The sequence below is a fragment of the Martinezella sp. CNPSo 3890 genome (assembly GCF_057784455.1).
In genome coordinates this window covers 1,245,956-1,260,722 of record NZ_JBXSOR010000001.1, presented here as the reverse complement: position 1 = coordinate 1,260,722, position 14,767 = coordinate 1,245,956, and the positions used below count along the sequence as shown (strand labels likewise).

The 14,767-nt window shown below is 59.3% G+C and carries 14 protein-coding genes; 7 read left to right on the top strand and 7 right to left on the bottom strand.

Annotated features, from left to right (window positions below; translation table 11 throughout):
• Positions 1 to 204: 204 nt before the first annotated feature.
• The 3 genes from AC13RC_RS06200 to AC13RC_RS06190 all read right to left on the bottom strand — a co-directional run bounded on the left by AC13RC_RS06200 (position 205) and on the right by AC13RC_RS06190 (position 2,876).
• Positions 205 to 945 (bottom strand): class I SAM-dependent methyltransferase, encoded by a 741-nt coding sequence (locus AC13RC_RS06200; protein ID WP_488556726.1) that lies wholly within the window; start codon positions 943 to 945, stop codon positions 205 to 207.
• A 435-nt stretch (positions 946 to 1,380) separates the two neighbouring features.
• On the bottom strand, positions 1,381 to 2,235 hold the full coding sequence (locus tag AC13RC_RS06195; RefSeq protein WP_488556725.1) for a D-alanyl-D-alanine carboxypeptidase family protein: 855 nt from the start codon (positions 2,233 to 2,235) through the stop codon (positions 1,381 to 1,383).
• A gap of 416 nt (positions 2,236 to 2,651) precedes the next feature.
• Positions 2,652 to 2,876, bottom strand: a complete 225-nt coding sequence (locus AC13RC_RS06190) for a DUF1127 domain-containing protein (protein ID WP_152094168.1) — start codon at positions 2,874 to 2,876, stop codon at positions 2,652 to 2,654.
• A 103-nt stretch (positions 2,877 to 2,979) separates the two neighbouring features.
• On the opposite strand from AC13RC_RS06190, the gene AC13RC_RS06185 reads away from it, so the two are divergent.
• Positions 2,980 to 3,870, top strand: a complete 891-nt coding sequence (locus AC13RC_RS06185) for a LysR family transcriptional regulator (protein ID WP_488556724.1) — start codon at positions 2,980 to 2,982, stop codon at positions 3,868 to 3,870.
• Between the two features lie 44 nt (positions 3,871 to 3,914).
• Here AC13RC_RS06185 and AC13RC_RS06180 read toward each other — a convergent pair whose 3' ends face one another.
• Positions 3,915 to 4,571, bottom strand: a complete 657-nt coding sequence (locus AC13RC_RS06180; RefSeq protein ID WP_488556723.1) for a dihydrofolate reductase family protein — start codon at positions 4,569 to 4,571, stop codon at positions 3,915 to 3,917.
• A gap of 227 nt (positions 4,572 to 4,798) precedes the next feature.
• On the opposite strand from AC13RC_RS06180, the gene AC13RC_RS06175 reads away from it, so the two are divergent.
• From AC13RC_RS06175 to AC13RC_RS06150, 6 genes are all read left to right on the top strand, one after another.
• The gene (locus AC13RC_RS06175) at positions 4,799 to 6,688 is read left to right on the top strand and encodes an ABC transporter ATP-binding protein (protein WP_488556722.1); all 1,890 of its coding nucleotides are present in this window, start codon (positions 4,799 to 4,801) and stop codon (positions 6,686 to 6,688) included.
• Between the two features lie 2 nt (positions 6,689 to 6,690).
• Positions 6,691 to 8,592, top strand: a complete 1,902-nt coding sequence (locus AC13RC_RS06170; RefSeq protein WP_488556721.1) for an ABC transporter ATP-binding protein — start codon at positions 6,691 to 6,693, stop codon at positions 8,590 to 8,592.
• Positions 8,593 to 8,728: 136 nt separating this feature from the next.
• A complete protein-coding gene (locus tag AC13RC_RS06165) occupies positions 8,729 to 9,319 on the top strand; it encodes an NADPH-dependent FMN reductase (RefSeq protein ID WP_488556720.1) in 591 nt (196 codons plus the stop codon).
• Between the two features lie 147 nt (positions 9,320 to 9,466).
• On the top strand, positions 9,467 to 9,973 hold the full coding sequence (locus AC13RC_RS06160) for a winged helix-turn-helix transcriptional regulator (RefSeq protein WP_488556762.1): 507 nt from the start codon (positions 9,467 to 9,469) through the stop codon (positions 9,971 to 9,973).
• 17 nt (positions 9,974 to 9,990) lie between these two features.
• Positions 9,991 to 11,256, top strand: coding sequence for a beta-ketoacyl-ACP synthase II (gene fabF / locus AC13RC_RS06155; RefSeq protein ID WP_488556719.1), 1,266 nt, complete (start codon positions 9,991 to 9,993; stop codon positions 11,254 to 11,256).
• Between the two features lie 57 nt (positions 11,257 to 11,313).
• Complete coding sequence (locus tag AC13RC_RS06150; protein ID WP_145320077.1) at positions 11,314 to 11,736, top strand: DUF4864 domain-containing protein; 423 nt, start codon at positions 11,314 to 11,316, stop codon at positions 11,734 to 11,736.
• A gap of 79 nt (positions 11,737 to 11,815) precedes the next feature.
• On the opposite strand, the gene AC13RC_RS06145 is transcribed toward AC13RC_RS06150, so the two are convergent.
• The 3 genes from AC13RC_RS06145 to tgt form a co-directional block, all read right to left on the bottom strand.
• Positions 11,816 to 12,706, bottom strand: a complete 891-nt coding sequence (locus AC13RC_RS06145; RefSeq protein ID WP_488556718.1) for a cell wall hydrolase — start codon at positions 12,704 to 12,706, stop codon at positions 11,816 to 11,818.
• Positions 12,707 to 12,959: 253 nt separating this feature from the next.
• Positions 12,960 to 13,385, bottom strand: a complete 426-nt coding sequence (locus AC13RC_RS06140) for a VOC family protein (protein WP_488556717.1) — start codon at positions 13,383 to 13,385, stop codon at positions 12,960 to 12,962.
• 246 nt (positions 13,386 to 13,631) lie between these two features.
• A complete protein-coding gene (gene tgt / locus AC13RC_RS06135; RefSeq protein WP_488556716.1) occupies positions 13,632 to 14,762 on the bottom strand; it encodes a tRNA guanosine(34) transglycosylase Tgt in 1,131 nt (376 codons plus the stop codon).
• Between the last annotated feature and the right edge of the window lie 5 nt (positions 14,763 to 14,767).

Here is a 14,767-nt window from a genome sequence, read left to right as displayed (position 1 = left end):
TTGCTTGTAGCCGGGGTGGGTTCAAGGATGAAGTGCGACTTGCGAATGATACCAATGGGTTGTCACTCGCAAGGAAGACGTGAGAGCATACCCGCCCCCACGTCGATGTGGATAACAGCGCTTATCCTTCAGCGTCGGCCCGATGCATCTCGGTAGCTTCCTCGCCATTATGGCTGGCTGAACTTCAATGGCCCGGCAGGCCCGTCATGCTTCCAAAGCCATGACGACGATCCAGGCTTGCCATCTGACACCCGGGATTTTCAGCAGCAGATTATCGATCCGCTCGCCGGTGCCCCGAACCGCGGCGCCGAACGGGCTCTTGCGAAACGGAATGGACGCGAGTGCAGCGAGCCCGAAGAATTCCAGATCGCACTTCGAGAAATATTTGCGCACGATCTCGAAATCCGATTTCAAAAGCGGATGCTCATCGACAGTACGAGCCTCTGGCGTCCGGTTGCGATAGAGATTGATCACGGGATTGTGGCCGAGCGGCTCGAAGAAGAAGGCTTTGCCGCCGGGTCGCAGCACGCGTCGGATCTCGCTCAGCGATTTATCCAGGACGAGGTGATGGAGGATGCCGCTGCCGAAAACGACGTCAAAGCTCGCTGACGGCAAATTCATATCCTCTGCATTATCGACCTGGAACGTCACGTTCTCGATTCCGCGGAGAGCCGCCGTGTTCGTGGCCTGCTGAATGGCGACATCCGAGATGTCGATCCCGGTAATCCACCTGGCGGAGTGTGCAAGACCAATGCTGCTCATGCCGTTTGAGCACCCGTATTCGAGCACGTCCCTTTCGGGACAGGCCGCCCTCACCAGCCGCCAATACGCATCCACGGCGGGCTTTACCGCGAAATAGAACGAGTCCTCCTTGCGCTCCTCCACTGCACCGAAGCGTTCATTATGAAAGTCGCGCTCACGCGCCAAACGTGCATCATACGTCATCCCGGTCCTCCCAACTTGACCTAATGCGTTGAAATGTTTGCGAAATCTATATTGCAAGGAGCATCAGACCGGTCGCGGTCCATGATGGATCCTTCATTTACGGAGAATACAAACTGAAACCAGATATCTCCGCCTACGCGAATTCGCAGTTCGGCGCTGTTTCCTACCAGAACATGATAAGCGCAGCGAACGAGCAACTTCCGCTGTAGACATAGGGCAGCCCGCCAGTTCGGCAATCGCTACTTGATTATTCGCCACGAGAGAGCCCTCTCAGCGAGCAGTAGTCGGGATTTTCATCGCACGTTTGCACGAAGAAACGCGATCCCTGCCCTCCGCGACAGGCGCGATGCGGCAGGATCGGCTTCTCAGCGGAGCCACCCTCTTGGTGGCCACCCAAAGATGAATGGCTGGCTGGATTCTGAAATCAGGCCGAACTCAGTTGGCAGAGCTTTGCTTGGGAGTTCCGGTCGACACCGTGGCTGTTGTCGCCACAGGGGCCAGATACGTATCCAGAAGGCTTGCCATCTTGTTGTCGCGAATTTCAGCGGTCTTCTCACCCATTACCACGCCGACAACACGGCGGCCGTTCTTCGCCGCCGAGGTCACGAGATTGTAGCCGGAGGCATCGGTATAGCCGGTCTTGATGCCGTCGGCTCCAGCGTAGCGATACATGAGGTTGTTGTGGCCGCGCAGCTTCATGCCGCGGAACTTGATGCCGCGCATCGAGAAGAGCTTGAACTCTTCCGGGAAGTCACGCATCAGCGCAACGCCGAGGGTTGCCATGTCACGGGCCGTCGTGACCTGCTCCGGGTCCGGCAGGCCCGAAGGATTCTTGAACACCGTATTGCTCATGCCGAGCTGATGCGCTTTTGCAGTCATCATCTTGCCGAAATTATCCTCGGAACCGCCAAGCTGCTCGCCCATCGCAACCGCTGCATCGTTGGCGGACAGCACGATGATGCCCTCGACAGCTTCGCGTACAGTGACCTTGCGGCCTGCGCCAATGGCGAATTTGAACGGTTCCTTGCTCTCGGCATTCTCCGACATGGTCAATTTCTGATCCCATTTCAGATGACCGGCATGCAGTGCTTCAAAAGCGAGATAGAGCGTCATCATCTTGGTGAGCGATGCCGGGAAATTCAGCTCGTTCTCGTTCGATGCCTCCAGCACCTGGCCACTATGAGCATCCACCACATAACTCGCCTGCCCGGCCTGCGCCAACGACGCTGCACCGAGGAGCGACGCGGTCGAAATTGCCGCGGCGAGCAGCATGGAGGTCTTCTTGAGCATGGTTTGTCTGCGTTTCCTGTGAGTGAAATCTGTGACGGGGCGCGGGCGATCGAAAGCGAATATTCGCCGCTTTTCGAAGGCGATGGATCGGGCAAATCTATGGCGGAAAAAAGAACGGCGCCATGAAAAAAGGTTATACGGCAATAACCCCCTGCTCTTTTCAATATTGGCTGGGCCGGATCACAAGCGGTTGATTGCACCGGAATGAGTTACGATTTTGGCGCCGCGAACAAGCATTATGCCGGCCTGATTGCAGCGAACGTGCGAAACACAGCGAACAATCGCGACGCAATGTGCGAAGGCGGCTTCTGCTATTGGGACAGGGCCGCCTCGCTCAATACCACTGGTGGTCGCATCAGGAACACCGCTATTTGAGGCGTTCGGCCCGAAGGCTCGCGCGTTTTGAGTGATTTGCCTCATCCCCAAAACCAGGACTTATTGACCTCGGCACGCGCTTCGGCGCGCGTCATGCCGATGTCGCGAAGCTGATCGTCAGTAAGATCACGCAGGTCCCACCTCGTTTCACGCTTTTCGAGATAGACCAGAAACTTCGCCAGCGCCCTTCGCAAAATTCCACGCCTTCGCGGACCACGACCTGCGCCTGTCGCTATAGGCATCGGCCTATGGATGTCGGTGGTCATTTTCATGCTCCTTGGGGCTCGTATCAACATGGCCTCAGGATGCACTGGCGTAAGTAATGAATGAAGCTTATGGTATTTATACAATCCATAAGGAATTCTTCTGTTGCTCAATCTGGATCAGCTAGCCGCCTTCATCAGTGTCGTCGATCTCGGCAGTTTCACGGCTGCCGCCGATAAGGTCGGGCTGACGCAACCAGCCGTCAGCCTGCAGGTGAAGCTGCTGGAACAACGCCTCGGCGTGAAACTGATCGAGCGCGTGGGACGACGGGCGCAGCCCTCGCCGGCCGGACTTGATCTGCTGCCGCATGCGCGGCGCATCATCGAAGCCTGCTCTGTGGCGGAGGAGGCGATGACGCCCTTTCGTGAGGGATCGGTCGGCCGTGTGCGGATCGGCAGCGGCGGCACGGCATCAATTCATCTCTTGCCGCGCGCCATCGCCATGGCAAAGAAACGCATGCCTGATCTCGAGATCATCGTACGCATCGGTAATATCGACGAGATTCTGCGGGATCTCGAAGCCAATGCGCTGGATCTCGCAGTGGTGGCCCTGCCCGCCGTCGGCCGTTCTCTCGAGGTCGAAGCATTCCATGAGGACGAGCTTTTGGCCGTCGCCCCCAAAGGAAGCCCAATGCCGGATGGCGGGCCGGATGTGGAATTCATGAAAGACAGGACTCTGTTGCTCTACGAAGGCGGCAACACACGTCGCGCGACGAACGAATGGTTCGAGGCAGGCGGCGTCCGCCCGGAACCGGCCATGGAGTTCGGTAGCGTCGAAGCCATCAAAGAGCTGGTCGCCGCGGGTCTCGGATGGTCCATCCTCCCGGACATGGCGCTGAGACGCGACAAGTCCGATCTTCTGGTGACGTCACCGCTCAGGCCGAGACTGGTACGGCAGCTCGGGATAGTCCTGCGCCGGGACAAGCATCTCACCAAGGGCCTTCGCGAGATCATGAAATCGCTGCGTGAAATTCAGGCAATGGAACACATGGTATGACTGCGGCTGGGCGCTCGTCGAACACCTAGCCGCGGCCAGATCTATTATTGGAGCCGCTTGCGGCGCTCGATCTCCTCTTCGGACGGATTCGGCCTGACGAAGGAGCCGGTCTTTACCGGACCATCCGGCTGATAGGTCGCAAAGATGACGCCGTTAGAGGAAGACTGAGTGCGCAACAGTTTCATTGCGGCAGGAACCGCTCCGCCGGCGAACAGCTTCTTGCCGCCGCCCAGCACGACCGGAAAGATTACCAGCTTGAATTCGTCGATCAGCCTGTGACGCAGTAGGGTCTGAATAAGGTCGCCACTGCCCTGAATGAGAAGATCCGGTCCCTCGCCTGCTTTCAACCCCTTGATCGCCGCCACGACATCCTTGCCGAGCGACTGGCTCTTGTTCCATTTCAGCTCGGCATCGCCACGCGTTGCGACGTATTTGACAACGCTGTTGAATCGCTGGCCGATTGGATCGTCGTCGCCGACATAGGGCCAAAAGGCCGAGAAGATATCGTAGGTCTTGCGTCCGAGCAGCAGATCGAACGGCTTTTCGAACAGTTCGAAGAGCGCCTTACCAGTTTCCTCGTCGGCGTGAGGGAATACCCAGCCACCATACTCAAAACCGCCGGTCGGATCCTCGTCCGGACCGCCGGGTGCCTGCATGACGCCGTCGAGACTGATGAATGTTGCCGCTATAACTTTGCGCATGATATCCTCCTTTTCTGGCACGGTGCCCAGAGGACGTCTCATCGGTTTCGATCCCGACATGTCATCGATTATTTTTTAAACACGCAATCTAACGCTCGCGTTGGACTTGTGACCGATTGACTCTTGAACGCCGCCACGGAATCGGCAAAATTCATCCTATCAATATTTTCCTTGAGATACGAACCCGTCTGCGGGCCCGCCTCGTTTAATTATGCCTGGATAAAAGCGTGAGCAGCGATTCATCAAGAAGCGCCGCGAAGCCACTGGTTTCGCGTGCGCATGTCAATGCGGTCGGTTGGGGCCAGGGCCTGTCGACGATCGTCCGGATCACCCATATGACGCTGCGCCATCCCTGGCAGACAAGCTTCGCCATTGGGGCGACTTTCGTGGCTGCAACGTTGCAGCTGACGATCCCCCGCCTCTTGGGCCGTGCCGTCGATCAGACGCAGACGGCGGTTGCCGGCGGTGCCGCCGGCCAGATCGCAGAAAATGCACTGCTGACGACTGCGTTGCTGCTGCTGGTCATCAGCATTCTGCGCGGCCTGTTCACGATGGTGCAGAACTACTATAGCGAAGCCGTCGGCCACCATATGGGCTATGAGCTTCGGCTCGCCTGCTATGAGAAGATCCAGCAGCTCTCCTTCAGCTTCCACGACAAGGCCCATTCTGGCGATCTCATCACAGTCGGCCTGCTCGATCTCGAAGGCGTGCGCATGTATTTCTCGACCGCGCTGGTGCGCATGGTGCTACTGACCATGCTGATCGGCGTCGGCGCCTATATGCTGCTATCGACCGATGTCGCGCTCGGTCTCCTGGCCCTGAGCTTCGTGCCTTTCGTGGCGTGGCGCTCTTCCGTCACGCAGTTGCGGTTGCGTTCGACGTGGCTCGATCTGCAGGAGCGCCTCTCGGTGCTGACGCGCGTGATGGAGGAAAATCTCGGTGGCATCCGCGTGGTGCGCGCCTTCGCCGCGCAGGCACACGAACTCATGAAGTTCGACCGGGCCTCGCACAATGCGCTTTCACTTGCCCACAAGCGTGTCGGCATCCGCGTCGTCAATACCAGCGCCATGAACCTCTCCTTCTTCGTGTCCATGGGTCTGGTGCTTTGGCTCGGCGGCCTGAAGGTCATCAATGGGGAGATCAGCGTCGGCACGCTGGCTTCCTTCCTGACCTTCATGACCATCCTGCAGATGCCGGTGCGCCAGCTCGGCCTGATGGTGAATGCTTTCGCACGTGCCTCGACCTGCGGTTCGCGCCTGTTTGAGCTCCTCGATCTCGATATTCCCATCAAAGATGCGCCGGACGCCAAGCCGCTCGTCGTGACCGAAGGCACGCTGCGTTTTGAGAATGTCGACTTCAGCTATCCAGGTTCGGAAATGCGGCCGGTGCTGAAGAATATCTGTTTCGAGGCAAAGCGCGGCGAGACGGTCGGCATTGTCGGTCCGCCCGGCAGCGGCAAGTCCACCATTGCCCATCTCATTCCACGCTTTTACGACGTCACGGCCGGGCGGATCACGCTTGACGGCCAGGATATCCGCAAGGCGACGTTGCAATCGCTGCGGCAGAACGTTGCCGTCGTACAGCAGGATTCCTTCCTGTTCACGACCAGCATCGAGAACAACATCGCCTATGGCGACCCCTGGGCGAAGGAAACCCGCATAGAGCGCGCCGCAGAGTCGGCGCAGCTGCACAATTACATCCTCGGCCTGCCAGCCGGCTATACGACAATCGTTGGCGAGCGCGGCGTGTCGCTGTCCGGCGGGCAGCGTCAGCGCCTGACGATCGCCCGGACATTGATGCTGAAGCCGGCCGTGATGGTATTCGACGATTCCACCGCCGCGATTGACGCCGCGACGGAGCAGCGCATCCGCAGCGCCATGAAGCGTTTCGCCCGGGACCGAGTAACACTGATCGTCGCGCACAGGCTGAGTTCGCTGATGCATGCCGACCAGATCCTCTTCATCGAGGATGGCGCGATCGTCGAGCGCGGCACGCACGAGCAGCTCCTGGCCGCAGGTGGGCGGTACAAGGCGCTCTACGATCTGCAGGTTCGCCCGGAGGATGATGTCGCCAAGACGTCGGGCGGCACGCTCGAAAGGGCGAAAAGGGAGGTATGACAATGTCGGAAACCATCGAAACCGAGCGCAACGATGTGCGCGAGGATGGTCGTCGCCCTCCCCGCGCCGTGGTCGGCTCTCATCGCGTCGAAGAGGAGATCTTCGGCAAGGTCTTCGACAGTAAGATCATCCGCCGCATCTGGGCCTTCGTCAGCCCCTATCGGCGGCAGATCTACATCTCCGTTGCGGCCGTTCTACTCTTCACCGCATCGCAAATCGTCATACCGCTCGTCATCCGCCATGCGATCGACAGTGCGATGGCGCCCGGAGCCATAGATTATTCCGCACTCTGGTTGTCTCTGGGGGTTTTCACGGCGGCCATCCTCGTCAATTACGGGGCAAGCTATGTGCAGGAAACCTATGTCGGCCAGGTCGCCGAGGAAGTGCTGTTCGACATTCGCCGGGCGATGTTTGCGCATCTGCAGCGGGTCTCGCTATCCTTCATGGACAAAACGGAAGTCGGTCGCCTGATGTCGCGCCTGCAGGGCGACGTTAACTCCATGCAGGAATTCCTTGAAACTTCAGTGCTTTCCGTCGGTGACATTGCCCTGCTCTTCGGCATCGTCATCGTCATGCTATCGCTGGATTTCCGGCTCGGCCTGCTGACGCTTTCCGTCATGCCGATCCTTTTCATCGTGCGGCTGTTCTGGTTGCCGAAGGCGCGTGTCGCCTTCATGAACGCGCATGAGACCAACTCCGTTACCAATGGTGCACTGGCGGAAGCGATCCATGGGGTGCGCGCCGTCCAGGGCATGCATCGGCAGAGCGTGAACTTCTCGCTTTTCGACGACAAGGCCCATGCGAACCTTCAGACGCACCTGACGGCGGCCCGCTATGCCCAGGTCATGGTGCCGATCGTCGACACGCTGACTGGCATGGCCATGGCGATCGTCATCATCGTCGGCGGCTCGATGGTGCTGAACCACAAGCTCGATGTCGGCATCATGGTCGCCTTCCTGTTCTACATTCAGCGCTTCTTCGACCCGATCCGTTCGCTGACCATGCAATATTCGGTCATGCAGCGCGCCATGGCGTCCGGTCAGCGGCTGACCGAGGTGCTCGACGTTCCAGTCGACATCAAGGATGCGCCCGATGCGATCGAGCTGTCGCCGGATATGGACGGCTCGGTGGAATTCCGCGATGTGATCTTCGGCTATAATCCCAAGCATCCCGTGCTGAAGAATGTGAGCTTCAGGGTCAACCCGGGAGAAACAGTAGCGCTGATCGGGCCAACGGGCTCGGGCAAGTCGAGCTCGATGGCGCTCATCCATCGCTTCTATGATGTGCAGCATGGTCAGGTATTGGTGGGCGGCCATGACGTGCGCTCCCTTACACAGGAATCGCTCGGACGCCAGATCGCCATGGTACTGCAGGAGCCTTTCCTCTTCACCGGCACGGTGCTGGAGAACATCCGTTACAACAAGACGCAGGCGACGCGCGAAGAGGTCATCGAGGCCGCTAAAGCGGTCGGCGCGCATGAGTTCATCATGCGCCTTCCGGATGGCTACGACTCCGTTCTCGGCGAGCGCGGCGGCGGTCTTTCACTCGGCCAGCGCCAGCTCGTCAGCTTCGCCCGCGCCCTTGTCGCCGACGCCAAGATCCTCGTGCTCGACGAAGCGACGGCGAATATCGACAGCTACACCGAAATGCTGATCCAGAAAGCGTTGGTGAAGCTGCTCGAAGGCCGCACCGGTCTCGTCATCGCCCATCGTCTGGCCACCATCCGCGAGGCGGACCGCATTATCGTGCTTCAAAACGGCCAGTTGCTTGAGAGCGGCAACCACAATCAGCTGATGGCGAACGGCAAGCTTTACTCGAAGCTCTATAACCTCAATTATGCGTCCTTCGACGATATTCCGGAGGAGGAAGTCTCCGCTTCGGTACCGGTGGAGTCGCGAACCTAAAGCAATTCCCGGAAAAGTGCGTAGCGATTTTCGTCAAGAATTGCGTGGAAACAATGAGGTAGAGCAGTTCAAAGACTCCATGAAGAGCTGAACTGCTCCAGACATGCCACACAAGACTGTGAGGACATAATCAATAATGGCCGACAGTATTCTGGTTCTCTACGGTTCCTACCGCTCGGATCGCGTCGGCATCCGGCTCGCGAATTTTATCGTAGCAGGCCTGATTGAGCGTGGAAACGACGTGGAGCTCATCGACGCAAAAGCTGTCGGCCTGCCGATGCTCGATCGAATGTATAAGGAATATCCCAAAGGATCTGCTCCTCCGGCAATGGAGAGGCTTGCCGCAAAAATTCGAGGTGCCGATGCCTTCGTTTTCGTCACGGGCGAATATAATTGGGGTATGCAGCCCGGCCTGAAGAACCTGACCGATCATTATCTGGAAGAATGGTTCTGGCGCCCGGCGGCGATTGCCAGCTACTCCGGCGGCCGCCTCTCCGGCGCACATGCGGCGCCTGCCTGGCATGGCACTCTTTCAGAGATGGGAATGGTCGTCATCTCAAGCACGCTTGCCGTCGCCAACATATCGGCAGCATTGGACGCTGACGGCAAACCCACCGGGAGCGGAGGGGATGCGCTGGCAAGAGCTTTCCCGCGTTTTGCCGACGACCTCGCTTGGTGGACCGAGGCAGCAAAACAGCAGCGTACCCGTAAGGCGCCTCCGTACTGAAGACCCGCGGCCTGGCCACAGCTAGGCGCACTTCGCTCATTCCCATCTAGCCTCGCGCGCCAGCAGATTGAGTTCCTGCTTCGAGCAAATCTAGCTTCGCGATAGTAACTTGCATCATGATAGTTACTCATGCTATCTGCCCTGCTCATGCAAAGAACGAGCTTCAGCACCTTTAAATGTCCTGCCGCCCGTGCGCTCGAAAGCGTAGGCGACTGGTGGAGCATCCTGATCCTACGTGATGCGCTGCAGGGATTGAGCCGGTTCGACGAATTCCAGAAAAATCTCGGCGTTGCACCGAACATCCTGACGCGGCGCCTCAAGCATCTCACAGACGAAGGTCTGTTCGAGCGGCGGCTCTATCAAGAGCGGCCGCCGCGCTACGAATATGTGCTGACCGAGAAGGGCCGGGATTTCTTCCCCGTGCTAATGGCCCTCTTCACCTGGGGCAATCGGCACTTGCCTACCGAAGAAGTCGCAATGCGCCTCGTCGACGCACATACCGGCGAAGATCGCGACCCGCTTCTCATCGACCGCGTCACCGGCCGCGCCTTTCAGCCTGAAGACACGATTCTCGTGCCGGGACCGGCAGCCGACGACGCAGTGCATGAACGCATCGCCCAGATGAAAGCATGGTTTCTGGGCTTCGACGCCTGACAGAATAGGAGCAAGACATGGATCGTATCGTCGTCACCGGCATGGGGCTGGTTTCCCCCCTGGGCGTGGGTGTCAATGCAAGCTGGAAGCGGCTGATCGAGGGCCGCTCCGGCCTCCGACAGCTGCCTGAGGAGATGGTCGGCGATCTCTCGGCCAAGGTCGGCGGCGTCGTTCCCGATATCGCTCAAGATCCAGAGGCTGGCTTCGATGCCGATCGCTATGTACCGGTCAAAGACCAGAAGAAGATGGATCGCTTCATCCTGTTCGCCATGGCTGCAGCCGAAGAAGCGATTCTCCAGTCGGGCTGGCAACCGACGGATATCTACGCTCTGGAGCGGACTGCGACGGTGATCGCATCGGGCGTCGGTGGCTTTCCCGCCATCGCTGATGCGGTTCGCACGGCGGAAACGAAAGGTGTGCGGCGTTTGTCGCCGTTCACCATCCCTTCCTTCCTGGTCAATCTTGCCGCCGGTCAGGTGAGTATCCGCTATGGCTTCAAGGGGCCGCTCGGTGCGCCGGTCACCGCCTGTGCGGCCAGCGTGCAGGCGATCGGCGATGCCGCGCGGCTGATCCGCTCGGGCGAGGCTGATGTCGCCATCTGCGGCGGTGCCGAAGCCTGCATCGACAAAGTGAGTCTCGGCGGCTTTGCCGCGGCGCGTGCTCTCTCGACCGGCTTCAGCAACCGCCCGGAAGAAGCCTCCCGCCCCTTCGACAGCAGGCGTGACGGCTTCGTCATGGGTGAAGGTGCCGGCATGCTTGTCATCGAGACCTTGGAGCACGCCCTTGCGCGTGGCGCCACGCCGCTGGCCGAGCTTGTCGGTTATGGCACTGCCGCCGATGCCTATCACATGACGGCAGGGCCGGAAGATGGCGATGGTGCGCGCCGGGCCATGCTTGCGGCACTTTCCCAGGCTCGCATTTCGCCGGCAGAGGTCAAGCATCTGAATGCGCATGCGACATCGACCCAGGTCGGCGACCGAGGCGAGATGGAAGCCATCAAAACCGTCTTCGGCCGTGACGGTGTGATTGCCGTCAGCGGTACGAAGGCGGCGACCGGCCATCTTCTGGGCGCCGCCGGGGGCATGGAAGCGATCTTCACGATTATGGCTCTGCGAGACCAGGTAGCGCCGCCGACACGTAATCTACAGGATCCGGATCCGGCGGCCGAAGGCATCGATATCGTCGGTGGCGCCGCGCGACCGATGGCCATGGAGTATGCGATCTCCAATGGTTTCGGCTTTGGCGGCGTCAACGCCAGCGCCCTCTTCCGCCGCTGGCAGTAATCGCTTCTGCTTGAGATCAAAGCGCGCTAAGCTTTCTCCATATGGCTGGGGACGGATATGCGCGCTTTTTCTATCGCCGCTTTTCTCTGCTGCATCGCCTTTGCACCGGTCGCTTACGCGGAAGATCCGGTGCAGACGGCACAGAGCCTCATTGAGCAACAAATCGAGGCCTTTCTGCAGGATGATGCGGCGACCGCCTATTCCTTCGCCGCACCCGGCATCAAGGCGCTCTTCCCGGATAAGGACAGCTTCTTCGCCATGGTGAGGAAGAACTATCTGCCGGTCTACCACCCGGGCAACTACGCCTTCGGCAAGAGCCGAGCGATCGACAACGGTGCCGTCGTCTATCAGGAGGTGCTGATCACCGGCACCGATGACAAGGACTGGACAGCGATCTATCAGATAACCCGCCAGCCCGACGGCAGCTATAAGATCAACGGCGTGCAAATTCTTGCCAAAACGGCGAGCGAGGGCATCTGAGGCATATTGCTCGCCCCCAAACGCAAACAGCGCGTCTCAAAGGAGAGACGCGCTGTCATAGGGCTTGGACCGGATCTTATTAACCGCGAATTCTAAGCGGATTTCCTGCAGACGTATTGCCGTCGAGTTCCGGCCGCGGCTGCGGAATGACGACCGTTGAAGCCGGCATAGGCGTATTCGTGTACGTGGTCTCGCCGTTCGGAAGCGGTCCTGAAATTGCCATGTCCGTAGGCGCGGGCGTCGGGATCGGAACTGCAGTTGGGATAACGATGGCGCTCTGCGGCATGGTCACCATCGGGTTCGAGACCGGCGTAAATGCCGCAACGGCAGACGTCGTGGACGCCGGCTGCGTTTCCGGCAGCACGAACGGAGATTGCGGCGCGCCCTGCGTGGGCACATAATTCATCGCAACCTCGTAAGCCGGAAGCGGCGCAGGCGTCTGCAATTCGCCATCGCGACCACGCTTCTCATAGAACGCGTTGCCGCCGGCATAAGCGACGTAGTGCATATTGTCGTACGGGAATCTCAGGCCTTCGGTATGAAAGAACATCGCGTCCTTCACCTGGGGATGCCGTTCGCCGCGCAGGATCTTCGAGGCGGCGACTTCAAGATCGGGCTTCGCCTGATCCTTGACTTCCCTGGTCATCACGCCTGGCGCGAACTGCTTTTCCTGTGCAACGACGCCGCAGATCGTGGGCGGATAGGCCCCGGAGGTCAGCCTGTTCATCACGACCGTACCGACTGCCATGTAACCACTCGGGTCGGACCGCTCCGATTCGAAGTACATTGCACGTTCGAGACAGTCCTTGTCCTTCATCGTGTAATTATAGGTAACCTTCGCGCCACGAATGGGCTTGGTGGTATTGCTGGGGGTAGCTGTTGTCTTCTGCGTCGTCGTGCAGCTGGTAGCGGCTAGGCCGACAACCAATAGTCCCGAAAGATATGCCCCGAATTTGCGTTGCGCCCTCAACGGCAAGTGCCTCCTATTTTCGGTAGTACAGCCCTTATCGATTAAGAGAATGCGTTTTAGCCGGATTTTTTCAAAATTCCAAGCAGCCACGCAATCAAATCAGCCAATGACGTTTTTCAAAGGCGGATGGACCGTTTATTCCGATTCGCTATTTTTCCCAATGCTTTATTGTCGTCGAGCTCACTTTGAAACATGGCCGGAAACGGAAATTGCCCAAGGCAAGCCCGTTCCAGCCGGCTCAAAATGATGTTTGTTAAGGATAGCAATCAATCGATAATAAATGATTTACCAACAGAGCAAGCTCCATGCGCCAGCCGACCTCGACGAGGATTCGCCCCGGCGCGAAACAATAAAACGACCAATTGCCACGTATGGCCGAAGGTGGTTTCCAGATCTCGCAGCCGCTCGATTTCGCTCGCTCGAACAGCAGATCGACCGCCTCCCGGGACGGCTGCATGAAGCCGATGTGATAGGTATTGCGGCCTATGGAGACGCTGTCGGCGCCGCCGAATTTCTCGACAGGCCGGCTGATGACAAGCTCAAGCCCGGCATCGTCGCGAAGGATGGCAAGGCCATTTGCGCCGCGCGTTTCCACCTCCGTCAGGCCAAAAACGGAAATAAAGAAATCCCGCGTCGCGGCGACATCGGGAACATGCAGATCCAGGTGGTTCAGTCTCATGACAGCTCCAAAAGGCTTTCCCCGCGGAGACATGTCGGTCGATCCGGCCCACGCCAACGCGGGACACTCGACCACAATGGTCAAGTTCCGCGTCGCGGGCTCTCATCGCCAGTGGCAAGGAGCAGTGCTTCCAGACTGGAAGGGGTTGGGCCTACCGAAACCAACCCTGCCTTTTTCGACAGGCTTCTGTTAGCGCGAAATCGCCAGAGGAGCAAGATCGCGTAGCGTATCCTCAGCGCAGCTGGATCACGCCGGTTCGAGATCGCCCCTCGCCCAGTTCTCCATCGTTTCAGCCATGAAATCGGCAAAGCGGCCTTCGGCGATCGACTGGCGGATGCCCTGCATCAGTTCCTGATAGTAGGCAAGATTGTGCCAGGAGAGCAGCATGCCGCCGAGCGCCTCGTTGGCGCGCACGAGGTGATGCAGGTAGGCGCGGGAATAATCGCGCGAGGCCGGGCAGCTCGACTGCTCATCGAGCGGGCGCATGTCTTCGGCATGGCGGGCATTGCGGATATTGACCTTGCCGCGACGGGTAAAGGCCAGTCCGTGACGGCCCGAGCGGGTCGGCATTACGCAATCGAACATATCGATGCCGCGAGCGACCGATTTGAGGATGTCGTCCGGTGTGCCGACGCCCATCAGGTAGCGCGGCTTTTCCGCCGGCAGCTCGGGAAGCGTGATCTCAAGCATGCGCAGCATGACTTCCTGCGGCTCGCCGACGGCAAGGCCACCGACCGCATAGCCCTTCAGATCCATGCCGCTCAGCGCCTGAGCCGAGCGGACGCGAAGCTCGGGAACGTCGCCGCCCTGGACGATGCCGAACATCGCCTTGCCGGGCTGGTTGCCGAAGGCGACCTTGCAGCGTTCCGCCCAGCGCAGCGACATTTCCATGGCACGCTCGATCTCCTTCGGCGTTGCCGGCAGAGCGACGCATTCGTCGAGCTGCATCTGGATATCGGAATCGAGCAGGCCCTGGATCTCGATCGACCGCTCCGGCGACATATGATGCAGGCTGCCGTCGACGTGCGATTTGAACGTGACGCCCTGCTCATCCAACTTGCGCAGGCCGGACAGCGACATCACCTGGAAGCCGCCGGAATCGGTCAGAATCGGATGCGGCCAGCGGATCAGCTGATGCAAACCGCCAAGGCGGGCGACGCGCTCGGCAGTCGGGCGCAGCATCAGGTGATAGGTATTGCCAAGAATGATATCGGCGCCGGTTTCGCGCACCTGATCGAGATACATCGCCTTGACGGTGCCGACGGTGCCGACGGGCATGAAGGCCGGCGTGCGGATCGTGCCGCGCGGCATGGAAACCTCGCCGAGGCGCGCGCCGCCATCGGTCTTCTTCAATTGAAACTGAAAGCTCTCGCTCATTTCGT

Excerpts from the sequence above, each read along its gene's own strand:
- AC13RC_RS06200 (WP_488556726.1), bottom strand. The coding sequence starts at position 945 with ATGACGTATGATGCACGTTTGGCGCGTGAGCGCGACTTTCATAATGAA.
- AC13RC_RS06140 (WP_488556717.1), bottom strand. The coding sequence starts at position 13,385 with ATGAGACTGAACCACCTGGATCTGCATGTTCCCGATGTCGCCGCGACG.
- AC13RC_RS06195 (WP_488556725.1), bottom strand. The coding sequence starts at position 2,235 with ATGCTCAAGAAGACCTCCATGCTGCTCGCCGCGGCAATTTCGACCGCG.
- AC13RC_RS06160 (WP_488556762.1), top strand. The coding sequence starts at position 9,467 with ATGCAAAGAACGAGCTTCAGCACCTTTAAATGTCCTGCCGCCCGTGCG.
- tgt (WP_488556716.1), bottom strand. The coding sequence starts at position 14,762 with ATGAGCGAGAGCTTTCAGTTTCAATTGAAGAAGACCGATGGCGGCGCG.
- AC13RC_RS06170 (WP_488556721.1), top strand. The coding sequence starts at position 6,691 with ATGTCGGAAACCATCGAAACCGAGCGCAACGATGTGCGCGAGGATGGT.
- AC13RC_RS06180 (WP_488556723.1), bottom strand. The coding sequence starts at position 4,571 with ATGCGCAAAGTTATAGCGGCAACATTCATCAGTCTCGACGGCGTCATG.
- AC13RC_RS06165 (WP_488556720.1), top strand. The coding sequence starts at position 8,729 with ATGGCCGACAGTATTCTGGTTCTCTACGGTTCCTACCGCTCGGATCGC.
- fabF (WP_488556719.1), top strand. The coding sequence starts at position 9,991 with ATGGATCGTATCGTCGTCACCGGCATGGGGCTGGTTTCCCCCCTGGGC.
- AC13RC_RS06190 (WP_152094168.1), bottom strand. The coding sequence starts at position 2,876 with ATGACCACCGACATCCATAGGCCGATGCCTATAGCGACAGGCGCAGGT.
- AC13RC_RS06150 (WP_145320077.1), top strand. The coding sequence starts at position 11,314 with ATGCGCGCTTTTTCTATCGCCGCTTTTCTCTGCTGCATCGCCTTTGCA.